Annotated in this window: 16 protein-coding genes; 8 read left to right on the plus strand and 8 right to left on the minus strand. The window is 67.8% G+C overall.

Features of this window, described 5'->3' with window-relative positions:
- Positions 1-78: 78 nt before the first annotated feature.
- Positions 79-585, plus strand: a complete 507-nt coding sequence (locus ACWEQQ_RS07600) for a nitroreductase family protein (protein ID WP_452347633.1) — start codon at positions 79-81, stop codon at positions 583-585.
- A 61-nt stretch (positions 586-646) separates the two neighbouring features.
- Here ACWEQQ_RS07600 and ACWEQQ_RS07605 read toward each other — a convergent pair whose 3' ends face one another.
- Entirely contained in the window at positions 647-1,948 is a 1,302-nt protein-coding gene (locus tag ACWEQQ_RS07605) for an MFS transporter (protein WP_452347634.1), read from the minus strand.
- Positions 1,949-2,172: 224 nt separating this feature from the next.
- Here ACWEQQ_RS07605 and ACWEQQ_RS07610 point away from each other — a divergent pair, with 224 nt between their 5' ends.
- The 4 genes from ACWEQQ_RS07610 (at position 2,173) to ACWEQQ_RS07625 (ending at position 5,988) form a co-directional block, all read left to right on the plus strand.
- Positions 2,173-2,583, plus strand: a complete 411-nt coding sequence (locus ACWEQQ_RS07610; RefSeq protein ID WP_452347635.1) for a DUF6153 family protein — start codon at positions 2,173-2,175, stop codon at positions 2,581-2,583.
- Positions 2,584-2,682: 99 nt separating this feature from the next.
- Positions 2,683-4,242: a multicopper oxidase family protein gene (locus ACWEQQ_RS07615; protein WP_452347636.1), complete on the plus strand. Its 1,560-nt coding sequence runs from the start codon at positions 2,683-2,685 to the stop codon at positions 4,240-4,242.
- Between the two features lie 33 nt (positions 4,243-4,275).
- Positions 4,276-4,932 carry a TetR/AcrR family transcriptional regulator gene (locus tag ACWEQQ_RS07620; protein ID WP_452338862.1) on the plus strand — a complete coding sequence of 219 codons (657 nt, stop codon included), beginning with the start codon at positions 4,276-4,278 and terminating at the stop codon, positions 4,930-4,932.
- Between the two features lie 105 nt (positions 4,933-5,037).
- A complete protein-coding gene (locus ACWEQQ_RS07625; RefSeq protein ID WP_452338861.1) occupies positions 5,038-5,988 on the plus strand; it encodes an alpha/beta hydrolase in 951 nt (316 codons plus the stop codon).
- Positions 5,989-6,123: 135 nt separating this feature from the next.
- Here ACWEQQ_RS07625 and ACWEQQ_RS07630 read toward each other — a convergent pair whose 3' ends face one another.
- A complete protein-coding gene (locus tag ACWEQQ_RS07630; RefSeq protein WP_452347697.1) occupies positions 6,124-7,134 on the minus strand; it encodes a sigma-70 family RNA polymerase sigma factor in 1,011 nt (336 codons plus the stop codon).
- Positions 7,135-7,286: 152 nt separating this feature from the next.
- Here ACWEQQ_RS07630 and ACWEQQ_RS07635 point away from each other — a divergent pair, with 152 nt between their 5' ends.
- Positions 7,287-7,889, plus strand: a complete 603-nt coding sequence (locus ACWEQQ_RS07635) for a dihydrofolate reductase family protein (protein WP_452338860.1) — start codon at positions 7,287-7,289, stop codon at positions 7,887-7,889.
- Between the two features lie 462 nt (positions 7,890-8,351).
- Positions 8,352-8,945, plus strand: a complete 594-nt coding sequence (locus ACWEQQ_RS07640) for an Rv1733c family protein (RefSeq protein ID WP_354850670.1) — start codon at positions 8,352-8,354, stop codon at positions 8,943-8,945.
- Positions 8,946-8,969: 24 nt separating this feature from the next.
- Here ACWEQQ_RS07640 and ACWEQQ_RS07645 read toward each other — a convergent pair whose 3' ends face one another.
- The 4 genes from ACWEQQ_RS07645 to qcrB are packed head-to-tail and all read right to left on the minus strand — an operon-like array spanning position 8,970 to position 12,330.
- Positions 8,970-9,887 (minus strand): 2-hydroxyacid dehydrogenase, encoded by a 918-nt coding sequence (locus tag ACWEQQ_RS07645; protein ID WP_452338858.1) that lies wholly within the window; start codon positions 9,885-9,887, stop codon positions 8,970-8,972.
- 52 nt (positions 9,888-9,939) lie between these two features.
- Positions 9,940-10,092, minus strand: a complete 153-nt coding sequence (locus tag ACWEQQ_RS07650; protein WP_354850676.1) for a hypothetical protein — start codon at positions 10,090-10,092, stop codon at positions 9,940-9,942.
- A gap of 26 nt (positions 10,093-10,118) precedes the next feature.
- Positions 10,119-10,589, minus strand: coding sequence for a hypothetical protein (locus ACWEQQ_RS07655; protein WP_452338857.1), 471 nt, complete (start codon positions 10,587-10,589; stop codon positions 10,119-10,121).
- A gap of 28 nt (positions 10,590-10,617) precedes the next feature.
- Positions 10,618-12,330 (minus strand): cytochrome bc1 complex cytochrome b subunit, encoded by a 1,713-nt coding sequence (gene qcrB / locus ACWEQQ_RS07660; protein WP_452338856.1) that lies wholly within the window; start codon positions 12,328-12,330, stop codon positions 10,618-10,620.
- Positions 12,331-12,549: 219 nt separating this feature from the next.
- Between qcrB and ACWEQQ_RS07665 the strand changes: the two genes are divergently transcribed.
- Complete coding sequence (locus ACWEQQ_RS07665; protein ID WP_452338855.1) at positions 12,550-13,248, plus strand: response regulator transcription factor; 699 nt, start codon at positions 12,550-12,552, stop codon at positions 13,246-13,248.
- Positions 13,249-13,353: 105 nt separating this feature from the next.
- On the opposite strand, the gene ACWEQQ_RS07670 is transcribed toward ACWEQQ_RS07665, so the two are convergent.
- On the minus strand, positions 13,354-14,019 hold the full coding sequence (locus tag ACWEQQ_RS07670) for a peroxiredoxin-like family protein (protein WP_452338854.1): 666 nt from the start codon (positions 14,017-14,019) through the stop codon (positions 13,354-13,356).
- A 91-nt stretch (positions 14,020-14,110) separates the two neighbouring features.
- Positions 14,111-14,779, minus strand: a complete 669-nt coding sequence (locus ACWEQQ_RS07675) for a TetR/AcrR family transcriptional regulator (protein ID WP_452338853.1) — start codon at positions 14,777-14,779, stop codon at positions 14,111-14,113.
- Positions 14,780-14,791: the final 12 nt, after the last annotated feature.

A 14,791-nucleotide genomic window follows, 5' to 3' on the forward strand; every position in this document is an offset into this window, starting at 1 on the left:
CAGGTGCCGATGTTCGGCGGGTACCCGGACATCGGGTCGGCAATCTCCGCGCACCGCTCGAGCCGATAGGGTTGCCGAGTGGATGAAGCGATCCGGGGACTGCGGGCGGTGCGACATTTCCGGGCGGATCCCGTATCGATCCCCGTGGTCGAGCGCATCATCGACACGGCCCGCTGGACCGGCTCCGCGCGCAATCGGCAGCCCTGGCGCTTCGTCGCCGTCACCGATTCGGCGGCGCGGGGGGAGCTGGCCCGGCTCGGCGGCTATGCCGTCCATCTGGCCGCCGCGCCCCTGGTGCTGGTCCTGGCCTCGCAGGACAACGGCTTCGCCGACACCGAGTTCGACATGGGCCGGCTGACCCAGTCGCTGTGTCTGGCCGCCGCCGGACAGGGGCTCGGCAGTTGCCCGACCACGTTGTATCCCGCCGAGAATGTTTCTCGCGCAGCCGAATTGCTCGAGCTCGCGTCGGGATGGCTGCCGCGGCATGCCATCGCCCTCGGGTACCCGGATCCGCTGCCGGCGGGTGCGCCGAATGCGATTCCGAACGGCAGGCTCTCGGTCGGTGAGCTGCTGACCTGGAAGTAGCGGTCGATGGATGCACGCCGCCGCGCCGCCCGGAAGCTGGGCGGCGCGGCGATCGGGATGGTCAGGCTGCGGTGGCGAGTTCGGGTCGCTGGTCCGCGGTGGCCTGCGGGCGAGGCTCGATGTGCGGGGGAATTACCTGCTCCGGGTCGTGGCGAGGCCACATCCGGTGGGCGACCGCGATTCCCACGGTGGCGAACACCGCCAGCGTCACCCAGGTGGTGGTGAATCCGGTTGTGGTGGTGAGCCATCCGGTGACCGGGTAGGTGAGTAGCCAGGCCAGGTGCGAGAGCGAGAACTGGGCGGCGAAGACGGCGGGGCGGTCGGCGGGTTGCGAGGAGCTGCGCAGCACCTGGCCGGTCGGGGTCAGGATCGCGGCAGTGCCCGCGCCGACGGTCGCCCACACCGCGATGGCCGCGCCCCACCGCCAGTCACCCGAGCCGGCGAGCGACAGTGCGATGGCCGCGCCGAGACCGGCCAGCAGGATGGCCGCGCCCGTGAGCATGACCGGTCGAGCGCCGATGCGATCGAGCACCCGGGGGAGCGACAGGGCCACGAGCATGGTGCCGAATCCATTGGCCGCCAGCAGCATTACCACTCCGGTCTGAGTGCCGCCGAGGGTGTCGCGGACGTAGTTGACCGTGTTGACCATGATGATCGAGTCCGCGGCGGCCACCACCAGGTTCAGGCCGAGCAGCCCGCGCAGGCGCGGCGTCGCGGCGAAGATCCGCAGGCCCACCGTGATCCGCTCCCGGAACGAGTCTCCGCTGGTGGCGGTCGCGTTCGGGATCCTGGTCGCGATGACCAGTGCGGTCGAGACGGCGAATCCGATGGCGGTGCCGGCGAACAGCCAGTGGAAGCTCATGATCGTCAGCGCGGCGGCCGCGAGCATCGGGCTGAGCAGGGTCTCCATGGTGGCGGCCAGCTGCGCGGCCGAAAGCGCCCGGGTGTATTCCCGCTCAGCGGGCAGGATGTCGGGGATGACTGCCTGATAGGTCGGTGTGTATGCGGCGGAAGCGGTTTGGAGGACCGCGATGAGCACGTAGATCTGCCAGATCTGGTCGATGAACGGCAGCGCCAGGACGACGGCGGCGCGCGTGAGGTGCAGGGCCGTCAGGAAGGCCCGGCGGGGAAAGCGATCGGCGTACGCGGCCACGATCGGCGCGACCGTGACGTAGACGAGCATCTTGATGGTGAGCGCGGTGCCGAGGACCGCGGCGGCACCACCGCCGGCGAGGTCGTAGGCGAGCAATCCCAGTGCGACGGTGGTCAATCCGGTACCGAAGAGCCCGGAGACCTGGGCGGTGAACAGTCGCAGGTAGTCGCGGTTGCGGAGGAGCGAGGTGAGCATGGGCGCGGAACGCATCGGAATCACTTCCTGGAGACGGGCTGGGGCGGGTCGCGGGGGCGGGGACAGTCGCATTCGCACATCTCGTGGCTCCTCAGTGGGTGGATGGTTCGACATGGGAGAAGTTAATACCCCACTGGGGTATGTTCAAGTCTGTGTGCTGTGATGCGGGCGACCGTGCGTCAGGCTCCTTGCCGATACCCCCGGGGGGTGGCATGTCAAGTCGGGCTATGCTGGCTGACGTGGCTGATCAGCGCGTTGCGCCGCGAGTGACCGGATACGTCCGGCTGCTCGGAGTGCTGGCGCTCCTGGTCGGGATCGCCGCCATGCACGCGGGTGTGTTCTCGGCGCACCACAGCACGCCGGGTTCCGAGATGTCCTCGGCGACGATGGCGATGCCCCCCGTCCCGCAGCCGGGACCCGACGCGGGAATGCACGGCGACAAGCCCGGCGGGCACGGGCTCACCCACGCCTGCGAATTCTTCGTCCTCTCCGCCGTGACGGTCGCGATCGGCCTCGTACTGCTGCACTGGGCCGGAGACCGGCCCCGTGACGCCCGCCCACCGAACTTCCCGGCCCGGCGAATCCATCGAGCCCGTCCACCGCCGTGGACGGTCCCCACCCTGGCCGAACTGTCGATTCTGCGGATCTGACAGGTCCGCCGCGCCCACCGGTCGCGGCCGACTTCTTGATCCCGGCCGCCGCCGACCACCGCGTGGCGTGCCCCACATTCGACCAACCAGGGAGAAGCCATGTCCTCCAATCGATTTCCACTCGCGTCGCCACTGAGTCGGCGCGGATTCCTAGCGCTCGGAGCGGGTGCCGCGGCCGCCGCGACGCTGGCCGCGTGCACGAAGAACACGACAGCCGCGCCCAGCCTCGTGCAGCCCGATTCCGAGGCTGTCCGGGCCGCCGAGGCCGCGCGTCGCGCGGCCGGCGCCACCGTCCGCGACGTGACATTGCGTGCCGAGCCGACCACCGTCGACCTCGGTGGCGTCCAGGTGCCGACCTGGGCCTTCGGAGGCACGGTGCCCGGCCCGGAAATCCGCATCGCCAAAGGTGAGGTGGTGCGCGCCAACGTCATCAACGCGCTTCCGGCGCCGACCACGGTGCACTGGCACGGCATCGCCCTGCGCAACGATATGGACGGCGTCCCCGATGTCACCCAGGCGCCGATCGCGGCCGGAGGCAGTTTCGGTTACGAGTTCACCGCGCCGGACTCCGGCACGTACTTCTTCCACCCGCACGTCGGGGTGCAACTCGATCGAGGCATGTACGCGCCGCTCATCATCGAGGATCCGGCCGACGGCCGCGACTACGACACCGAAGCCGTTGTGGTGCTCGACGATTGGCTCGACGGCGTGAACGGGCGTGACCCGGACAAGGAGTTGCAGGCGCTGCGGGACAAGGGCATGGCGGGCATGGCCATGGGCGCGATGCCGGGCATGAACCACGACGGCATGACCATGGGCTCGGGCGGAATGTCCATGCCCGCCGACCCGAACGCGCCGCTCGGCTCCGACGCCGGCGACGTCACCTACCCGTACTTCCTGATCAACGGCCGCCTGAGCAGCGACCCCGCCGTCGTCACCGCGCGACCGGGGCAGCGCATCCGGCTGCGGATCATCAATGCCGCCGCGGACACGGCGTTCCGGGTCGCCGTCGGCGGACATCAGCTGCGGGTCACCCACACCGACGGTTTCCCGGTGCAGCCGATCACCACCTCCAGCCTGCTCATCAGCATGGGCGAACGCTTCGACGTCATCGTCGAACTGGCGGACGGCGTCTTCCCGCTGGTCGCCGCGGCGGAAGGCAAGACGGGCCGCGGATTCGCGCTGATCCGCACCGGCGGCGGCACCCCACCCCCGGCCGACGTGCAATCGGCCGAACTCGCGGTGGCGCCGCTGACGGCCGATCGCCTCACCGCCGCGGAACCGGTTCGCCTGCAGGCGAAGCAGCCCGACCAGACCCTCGACGTCACCCTCGGCTCCGACACGAAGAAATATATCTGGACCATCAACGGCAAGGCCTACCCCGACCACACCGCCCTGAATGTCTCCCAGGGGCAACGGATCCGCCTGCGCTTCCGCAACCAGACCATGATGTACCACCCCATGCACCTGCACGGCCACACCTTCCAGTTCGTCAACCGGGCCGGATCCGGGCCGCGCAAGGACACCTCCATCGTGCTGCCCATGCAGACGGTCGAAGTCGACCTCGACGCCGACAACCCCGGTCAATGGATGCTGCACTGCCACAACGCCTACCACGGAGAAGCGGGCATGATGAGCATCCTGTCCTACGTGCGCTGAGCTCGCCGCCCCGCCGCGGGTAGGTTCATCCGCATGGCCCGTACGACACCGTCCCAGTCCGAGGAAGCGGACACCGAGCCCGGCACTCCGGGGCCCGCGGGCTACCGGCGATCCACGGGTTCGGCCCGCGGTACCGCCCGGCGCGACGACCTGCTCGACCGGGTCACCGACGATCTCGCGGCCAACGGCCTGGTGGATTTCTCGCTGCGGCGGGCGGCGCGGGCGGCCGGCACCACCCACAAGGTGCTGCTCTACCACTTCGACGGCGTCGACGATCTGCTCGCGCAGGCGATCGTGCGGTTGCGGGACCGGCGGATCGGCGCCGCCTTCGCGATACTCGACCGGCAGCAACCGACGCTGTCGGCGCGGGTGCGGGCGCTGTGGCCGGTGCTGGTCGACGCGGAAACCGGGCTGCGAGTTCTCGATCAGGCCATCGGACTGGCGATGTACGACCCGCAGCGGCATGCCGCACTGGGCCGGGAGGCCTCGAAGCAGTATCTGCCGCTGTTGCTTTCGCTGTGTCCCGTGGCTTGGCCGGAGCGCCGGAAGCGGGAGGTGGCCGAGCTGATCCTGGCGGCCCTGCGTGGCTTCCTGATCGACTGGCTGACCAGCGGGGATACCGCCGGAGCCGAGACCGGGCTCGAGGCGCTGTCCCGCGCCCTGGACCGGGAAGAGGCTGCCGTCGAATAGCTCTGTCCCGCACGGTATTACAGCGGGAGTCCTCGCCGTTGACATGAAGTGAACCAGGTGGTTCACTTCTTGGTATCCAGGACCCACCGAAAGGCCGGTGTGCGAATGTCCATCGAACGTGAGAAGCGTCGCTTCACCAGTGGCAGTGACGAATGCGTGGCCTGGCATTATCCAGGAACCAACGGCGCCTGCGTGATCATGGCCGGAGCCATCGCGGTCACCAAGGAGCCAGGCGCCGACCGTTTCGCCGAACGGTTCCATCAGGCCGGATTCACCGTTCTCGCCTTCGACTATCGGCACCTCGGCGACAGCGGCGGCATGCCCCGCCAGCTCGTCCGCATCCGCGAGCAACTCGACGACTGGCGGGCTGCCATCGAATTCGCCTCGGCCCTACCGGAAGTCGACCCGGCCAAGCTAGCCCTGTGGGGCCACTCGCTGTCGGGCGGCCACGTCCTGAACATCGCAGCGCATCACCCGGGCGTGGCGGCCGCGATCGCCCAATCGCCTCACGCCGATGGACCCGCGATCTCCCGCAACGCCTCTCGCCACCAGAGACCCCTCGCCCTGCTGCGCTTCACCGCCCGCGCCCTCCTCGACATCGCCGCCGGTCTGGCCGGCAGGTCACCCCTGCTGATTCCCCTGGTCGGCGCCCCGGGAACCGTCGCGGCCCTCACGACACCGGACGCCCCGGACATGCCGCATGCCCTCGACCCGCACGGCAGATACCCGGCCTGGCAACAATCCGTAGCCGCCCGCTCGGCCCTCCGCACCGCCCTCTACCGGCCCGGCCGCCACGCCTCCCACATCCACTGCCCCCTCCTGGTCATCGCCTGCAACCAGGACCGATCCGCCCTCACCGCCCCCGCACTCCGCGTCGCCGCCCGAGCCCCACGCTCAGAGCTCGTTCGCGTACCCGGCGGACACTACGCAACCTATCTCGAAGCCCACGAAGAGACTGTCGAAGCAGAACTGTCCTTCCTGCACCGACATCTCCTCACCCCGCACCCGACCAGCGACGTCACGGCCGGCCAGCCCGGAGCCGGTACCCACCCTTGACCCGTATCGAATTTCACTGTCACCAAACCGATTTCACACAACAACCCGCTCCGAACGCTGCTCCCGGCCAACCATGATCATCACGCCGCGGCTCGAGCGGACTCAAATCAGCGTCCAACTCTCAGCGAAGGCGGTCTACTGCGCACTCGGGAGGTATTGCGGCAGTCCGAATGTGGGGAGGACAGTGCTTTCGAAGCGGGTCATGGCGCCGATTCGGTCGCCGGCCAGGGTGAGGACAAAGAGGCCGGATCCGTGGATGCCGATGGAGGGGTGTCGGTAGACCCCGAAGGCCGGCTGACCGTTGGCTCGCGTCGGCACCAGTTCGAATCTCTGTGCCGAGCCGAAAATGAGTGCGAAGAAGCGGGCCACGAGGTCTCGGCCCTGGTATTCCAGCGGCATCGGTGGCATCGACATGAAGACGTCGTCGGTCAACAGAGCCACCAACGCGTCGATGTCGGCAGCTTCGTAGGCGCTGACGAACTTCGCCACGATCGCGTGCTCGGCAGGTGAGTCGCCAGCGGGCGGCTGCTCGCGGGCAGTGGTCACCGGCAGTCGGCGCTGCATTCCCGCACGCGCGCGTTTGAGGGCGCTTTTGACCGATTCGACGGTCGTGTCCAGCATGTCGGCTACCTCGTTCGCGTGGAATCCGAGGACGTCGCGCAGGATGAGGACGGCGAGCTGGCGAGGCGGCAAGATCTGCAGGGCGGTTACAAAGGCCAGGGAAATGGATTCGGTCTGCTCGTAGCGCGCCTCCGGACCGAGCGGCACACCGATCGCACTGTCCAGCAGGTCGTCGGGATAGGGCTCGAGCCAGTGGATTTCGCCGAGTCCAGTGGGTTCCGGTAGTTCGATTCCCGGGATGTCCCACTGCTTCGCGGGACGTCGGCGAGCAGAGCGCAGCGCGTCGAGGCACCGGTTGGTGGCGATGCGGTAGAGCCAGGTGCGAAGTGAGGCGCGCCCGTCGAATCGTTCGAGACCTCGCCAAGCGGCGAGCATCGTGTCCTGGAGAGCGTCCTCGGCATCCTGAAACGATCCGAGCATTCGGTAGCAGTGCACCTGTAGCTCGCGACGGTGTGGCTCGGTCAGCGCTCGGAATGCCTCGCCGTCGCCGGCCTGCGCCCTCGACATCAGGTCCGTTCTCGCCAACTCCACTCTCGCCACCTCATTCCTTGTGTGCAGTTCCACGCCGTATGGACGCCGGCCGAGGCGCGAACGGGGCGGTCGCGGAGCGCCTCCTTTTCCGATGCTGCGGCGTCTGGACCAGTGATAGCCGACAACATTGTCAAAGGAGCACGGAAATGGGCAAGATCGTCATCAGCACCAACGCCACACTCGATGGAGTGGTCCAGGACCCGGACGGCCAGGAAGGCTTCGAGCTGGGCGGCTGGTTCCACCAGTTCGTCGGGGGCAAGGACCTCGAAGACTGGGCCGCCAACGAGACGGAGGAACTGCTGGGTGCCGAGGCGCTACTGCTGGGCAGGCGGAGCAGTGCGTGGTTCGAGTCCCGGATGCGCGATGGCGCGGAGGTCCGCGTAAGCCGCGAGTGGGCGGACAGAATGAACAGCATCCCCAAGTACGTCGTGTCGTCGACTCTCGAACATTCTCAGTGGAGCAACACCACGGTCCTCAATGGCGATGCGGTAAAGGAGATTTCGGAGCTGAAACGGAACGTGGACGGGGAAATCCTGGTCTACGGCAGCTATCAGCTCGTGCGCACATTGATCGCACAGAACCTGGCCGATGAACTGCGGCTGGTAATTTTCCCGGCCGTGCTGGGAACCGGCCTGCGTCTCTTCGACGAGACCAGCGACAAGAAGCCGCTGCACCTGGTCGACACACGAAAGATCGGTGACGGCCTGGTGCTCGACACCTACGAATTCGTGCCAGGCCACCGGCTGTAAACAGCGACGAAGTCGCGTTCGTCGCCTCTCGTCGGCTTCGCTGCCATCGAACTCGATGTCGAACGCCGGAGAGCGGCCGGTGAACGGGCCGAGGTCCGTGTTCCGAACCGTGAATCACTGTGCGTCATCGACGAATACACCGAGCAGGCCAGGTGCCGTGGCATCGACGCGTTCACCGTGCGGCGAAGCGCGGAAATGGCGCACGCCGTCGACCCGCAGGCGCGCCGGGAGCTGCTCGCGCGGGAACGCCCGAGCAACTTCCGGCCGCCGCTGGACCGGGTCGTCGACCAGTGGAGGTGCGCTTCGGCCGCCGATGTGTGTGTGACGTGGGATTTGGCTGGTCCGTGGCGGAGTCACGACGCGCTGACCTTGACGTTCGGCCGGTTGGTGGCGTATCGAATGGGGTAGAGCTACCTATGTAAGCGGTACGACGGCGCGTGGAGAGAGGCGGTCCAGGTGTCGATGCGTCCTTCGTTGCCGACTCGGCTCTGGCGGGTGCGGCCGTGGAACCGGAATCCGCTGCTGCGTGTCTCGGATCGGGCCGAGGTGGTGCTGCGGGCGGTGGCCGTGGTGGTCGTGGCCGCGGCGGTGCCGGTGGCGGGGGCGGTGGGGAGCGTGAGCTATACCGGCGCGCAGGATCGGATCGCGGCGCAGGATGCGGGGAAGGTCAGGGTGACGGCCACCGAGACCGCGGATGCCGTGCGGCTGCCGGATTCGGATCATTACGCGGGCAATCAGGCGCGGTATCAGGCGCCCGTGCAGTGGAACAGCGACGGCAAGACCGAGACCGCCACCGTGGACGTGCCCGGGCCGCAGGTCGCCGGGGCCACGGTGACGGTCTGGATCAAGAACGGGCAGCCGACGCAGGCGCCCGCACGGCCGGGAGCCGCGGCCGCCGAGGGGATCGGGACCGGGCTCGCGGTACTGGTCGAGACGTGGTGTGCGGCCGCCGCGACCGTGTGGTTCACGGGCACGGTGTTCGACGCCAGACGCTATGCGCGCTGGGAGCGTGAGTGGCGTGGCATCAATCGGCCGATCGGGAAGGACACCCTGTAGCGGGGTGGGATCGGCTGCGCCGGTTCAGTATTCGCCGTTGATGAGGTTCTGTGGCGGCTCGCCCGCCAGGTAGCGTGCGATCTCCGCGGTGGCGATGGCCCAGCCGCGCTGCAGGTTTCCGCTGCTGCTGCCGCCGACGTGCGGGGTGAGCAGCAGGCCCGGTGCGTCCCACAGCGGGTGGCCGGCGGGCAGCGGTTCCGGATCGGTGACGTCGAGGATGGCGCGCAGCCGGCCGGATTGCAGTTCGGCCAGCAGGTCGTCGCTCCGCACCACGGGGCCGCGGGCGGCATTGACGAGAATCGCGCGGTCGGGCATGCGGGCCAGGAACGCCGCGTCGACCATGCCGATGGTGGCCGTGGTGACCGGAACCATGAGCACGACCGCATCGAAATGCGGGAGCAGGTCGGGGATTTCGCCGACGCCGTGCACGCCCTCCCGGGCCTGCGTCCCGACCAGTTCGACTGTGGTGTCGAACGGCAGCAGCATGCGGCGCAATTCCGTCGCCAGATCACCCGCACCGATGATCAGGATTCGCTTGCCGTGCAAGGTGTCCGTGCGGTGCTGAATCCAGCGGTGCTCGCGCTGGGCCACGGCGAATTCGGTGAATTCCCGGTAGACCGTGAGCAATCCGGTGATCGTCCACTCGGCGGTGCTCGCCCCGTGCGCACCCCGGGCCGTCGAGATCATCACCTGATCCGGCAGCTCGCCCACCCAGGCCTCGGCGCCCGCGGTCAGCAGCTGCACCAGCCGCAGCTTCGGCAGCGACCGCGCCAGCGCCAGGCTCTTCGGCCGGCCGGCCAGGAAGGCGGGCACCAGCACCTCCGCCGCGTCCGCCCCGGCGGGCAGCGGCGCGCCGAGGGTGTAGCGCACCGGCCGCGCCCCCTCGAGCCGGGAGATCGTCGCGAAACCATGGTCGTCGGGAACCAGCACCGTCACCGTCATGTCAGCGACGCTAGCCGACCGGGCGAATCCCGGTCGGTGCAGTCGGTTCCGATCAGTATCGGGGATGGGCGAGGTAGCGGGCGGGTGCGCCCAGCAGCCAGCGGATCAGCGCCACGGTCAGCACGATGATGCCGAGGGCGGTGAGGGCCGGGGTGGCGATGAGCCAGCCCGCGTCGAGCAACGCGAGGCCGAGCACGGCGAGCATTCGATTGTCCTCTGCGGACCGGAGTCCTATTTGGCGGCGGATTCGGTTTTCGCGGGTGTCCCCGGACGGTTGAGGAAGCGGTTGACCGACCAATTCGGCTTCGCGAATACACGTTTCGGCGTCGTCTCGGCCATGGGAACCGCCTGCTTTCGGGGCTGCTTCACGTTACGCGCCGCCGTGGCCGCCGGTGCCGGTTTCGCGAGTTCCTTTCGCGCCGCTGCCATCTCGCGCCGCGACCGGCGCAGCTCGCGCCGCGCGACCGTGCCGCGCCGCGACGTGGTCCAGATTCCGGCCAGCGTGAGGATGAATCCCGCCGTGCCGATCGCGCCGATCAGGATTCCGTAGGCGAACAGCAGCCCGGCGGATCCGTGATAGGTGTGGTCGAAAACGGCGAAGCCATTGGGAAGCGCATGTGCGCCACCGCTGTTGGCCTGGATCCCGGCCACGCCCACGGTCACAGCACCCAGCAGAGCGATGAGCCCGATGATTGTGAACATAGTGGGGCAATGCCCGTTCATCCGCTGGTCAAACCCCGGACCGGTGGGTTGTCCGGCGAGTCCCGTCCGCGGAGTCTGTCGGCACACGGCCATCCGGTGTCCCGTCCGTGGACTGTTCCTGTGCCGTGATGCGCTGCTGGTAGGTCCGTAGGACTGTCAGCTGGGCCGATTCGGCGGCGTGGTCGGCCTGGCGGAGGGCCGCGACTTGGTCGGGTGGGTCGGCGACGAAGAAGCTGCCGCTGCCGGGTCTGCCGGCGATCCCGAGTCGGTTCATCTTCTTCGGCACCGGTGCGCCCTGGTAGTCCAATGGGATTGGGTGGCCGTGGTCGTCGACGGGGCCGAGTGCTTGGTGCAGCTCGATGTATTCGCCATGGGGGAGGCGACGAATAACGCCGGTTTCGATGCCGTGCTCGAGTACGGTCCGGTCGGCTCGCTGCAATCCGACGCAGATCCGGTAGGCGATGAAGTAGGCCAGCGGCGGCAGCAGCAGGATGCCGATGCGTCCCGCCCAGGTGGTTGCGTTGAGGGAGATGTGGAACTTGTAGGCGATGATGTCGTTGGCGCCCATCAAGGTCAGGATCACATAGGTGGTGATGGACATGGCACCGATGCCGGTGCGCACCGGCACATCCCGGGGACGTTGCAGCAGGTTGTGGCGGGCGGTGTCGCCGGTGAGGCGCTTCTCGATCCACGGATAGACGATCAGCACCGCGAAGATCAGGCCCATGATGAGGGCGACCCAGAATGCGGCGGGGATGGTGTAGCGGCCCAGATACAGTTCCCACGGTGGCATGGTGCGGGCCAGACCCTCGGTCCACATCATGTAGAAGTCCGGTTGCGATCCCGCCGACACCTGGGAGGGGTTGTAGGGGCCGAGGTTCCAGATCGGATTGATCTGCAGCAGGCCGCCCATGAGTGCCAGCGCGGCCAGCGTGAACGCGAAGAACGCGCCCTGGTCCAGGGAGAAGACCGGCACGATCCGAGTGCCGATCACGTTGCGTTCGGTTCGTGCCGGACCGGGGTATTGCGTGTGCTTCTGATACCAGACCAGGGCGATGTGAGCGGCGATCAGGGCGAGCATGATGCCGGGGATCAGCAGCACGTGGGTGATGAACATGCGGGGCACGATGATGTCGCCGGGGAAGTCGCCGCCGAAGAGCATCCAGTGCAGCCAGGTGCCGATGACGGGCAGGCCCATCGTGATGCCGCCGAAGGCCAGCCGCAGCCCGGTGCCCGAGAGCAGATCGTCGGGCAGCGAATAGCCGAAGAAGCCCTCGAACATGGCCAGGATCAACAGGATGGCGCCGATCACCCAGTTGGCCTCGCGTGGTTTGCGGAACCCGCCGGTGAAGAAGACGCGGAACAGGTGCACGATCATCGAGGCGACGAACAGCAGTGCGGCCCAGTGGTGGACCTGACGGATGAACAGGCCGCCACGGACTTCGAAGGAGATGTTCAGGGTGGATTCGTAGGCCCGGGACATCGTGACTCCGCGCAGCGGCTGATACGGCCCGTTGTAGACCACGTCGGTCATCGACGGATCGAAGTACAGCGTCAGATAGACGCCGGTCAGCACCAGGATGATGAAGCTGTACAGGGCGATCTCACCGAGCAGGAACGACCAGTGCGTGGGGAAGACCTTGTTGATCGACCGTTTGATGAACGCCGCGAGACGATAGCGCTCGTCGGCCGCGTTCGCCTGGACGGCGAGGGCGGATGTGTGGCGTCGGATCCGTGCCATGACCGGTCTCCTTGGGCATGCCGGGCGGCGTCCGCCCGGCAGATCGTGACATCACGCCTTGTCGATCTTGGTCTACGCCGCGAAGATGAAGCATTCATGAAGATCAACTCGCTGCGTTCCGGAGGCGCGGTGTGGGCGTGGTCATGAACGGGATGGACTTTCGTGCCGGGGTTGCCCGGCGTTGCCGATGCCGAGAGTGCGGGCGGGAGGTTGATCCATATGCGGGTGCTGGTGGTCGAGGACGACCCGAAGATGGCGCGGCTGCTGCGGCGTGGGCTGACCGAGGAGGGGTACGCCGTCGATGTCGCGGCGGATGGACCCGATGGTTACGGTGCGGCCGCCAGCCGCGCCTACGACGCGGTCGTGCTGGATGCGATGCTGCCCGGATTCTCGGGGTTCGAGGTGTGCCGGCGATTGCGGAACGAGGGCATCTGGGTGCCGGTGCTGATGCTGACCAAGCGCGGCGCCGTGCGCGACCGGGTCACGGGCCTCGACGACGGTGCCGACGACTTCCTCACCAAACCGTTTCATCTCGACGAGCTGTTCGTCCGGTTGCGGGCCCTGATCCGCCGCGGTCCGGTCCCGCGACCGGCGGTGCTGCGGGTCGGCGATCTTCGCATCGATACCGCGGCACGACGATGCTGGCGCGGTGACGCTGAAATCGTGCTCACCGCAAAGGAATACGCACTGCTGGAGATGTTCGCGCGGCAGCCCGGCGCGGTGCTGACCCGGGAACTGCTCACCGAGCACTGCTGGGATTTCGCCTACGAATCGCGCTCCAACGTCGTGGACGTCCATATCCGCGGGCTACGGGAAAAGATCGACCGTCCGTTCGGCGTGATATCGCTGGAGACCGTGCGCGGCGCGGGATATCGGCTGCGTAGCGACGGCGGCCGGATAGGAAGTCCCACAGCATGATTCGCCGCCGGCCTATCCGCATCAAGCGCACCGTCGCGTTCCCCCGGTCATGGCGGCGGTGGGGTACGCCTGCAGACCGATCCCGCGCAGGATCGGTGCGGGCAGTCAGTCGAGAATGTCGAGTGCGGTGAGGATGTCGGTGGTTTCGGTGCGGGTGGCGTAGTTGGGGTGGACGTCGATCCAGCGAATTGTTCTGTCGCCGTCGATGACCAGCACCGTCGGCATCGGCAGGCCGTATCCGTTGTCGGCGTTGAATGTCGGCAGATCCAGGCCGAGGCTTCGCTGGGCTTCGCGGACCCGGTCGGTGGGTGCGGTGAGGACGCCGAGTGCTCGGGCGATCTGGTTCCCGGGATCGGAGAGCACGGTGAAGGTCAGGTCGTTCTTCTCCGCCATGGTCAGCGAGCCGTCGGGCTTCTGCGGACTGAGTGCGATCAAACCGATGCCGCGCTCGGTCAGGGTCGGCGCCAGTTGCTCTTCGTATGCCCGTAGAGCCAGGTTGCAGTAGGGGCACCAGGCACCGCGGTAGATGACGAGGACCGCCGGCTTCCCGGCGAGGGCCGCGTACAGGCTGGTGGGGTTGCCGTGCACGTCGAGGAGGTCGGCGTCCGGCATCGCGGTTCCCGCCTGTGCGACGCCCCCGGGGACCCCGTCACTGGCGAGGCCGGCCTGCTCGGCGCCGAAGGCGGCCAAGGCGCTCTCGGGGATCTGGCCGGCCATGGACTGGTGCATGAGCTCGACGCGCTGGGCGATGGTGGTGTTCGTGCTGGTCACATCCGTCCCTTTCCAGGCAGTGGAAGCGAGGAGGCAAGCACCCGGCTTATTCGGCCCGGTGCTCGGCGAAAATGGATTCGCTGCTCCAGTCCTACCTAGAAGAGATTGGAATATCAATGCCACTTTTCTGCGCGCCGTCCGAGGCGGGCCGGGTGCGCGACGCGATGTGGTCGATCATCGTGTCCAGGGCGATTTCCAGTGGCGCGGTGTCGCGTTGCAGCTGGGTCAGCAGCAGCGCGCCCTGCAGCGCGGCCAGGGTGGTGGTGGCAAGTTTGTCCGGGTCGGCGGCGGGATCCAGGCGACCGGCCTCGGCCATGGACCGCAGCCCGGACCGAACCCCGGATTCCCAGCGACGGAACGCGGTGGCGACATCGGCGCGGGCAGTGGAATTGATCTCGGCCAGTTCACTACCCAGGGAACCCAGGGGGCAGCCGCCCCGGCAATGCATCCGCCGCTGGTGCGCGACGAGGAAGTCGCGCCAGGCCCGGAAACCGTCGATGGTGTCCAAGCGGGCGAACATGGGTTCCTGCCCGCCGACGACGGTGTCGCTCTGGTAGGCGATCACCGCGCGGATCAGTGCGTTCTTGTCGGTGAAGTAGTGGTAGACCTGCGAGTTGCTCACCCCGGCGGCATCGCGTACGTCCTCGACGGTGGTCGCGGCGACACCGTGCTCGAACATCAACTGCGCCGCCGCCACCACGATCCGTTGCCGCGTCTGCTCGCCCTTCGGTGTCAGGCGCCGTGGCTTCGTGCTGCTCATGACCTTCACGAT

Source organism: Nocardia sp. NPDC004123, from assembly GCF_053603795.1.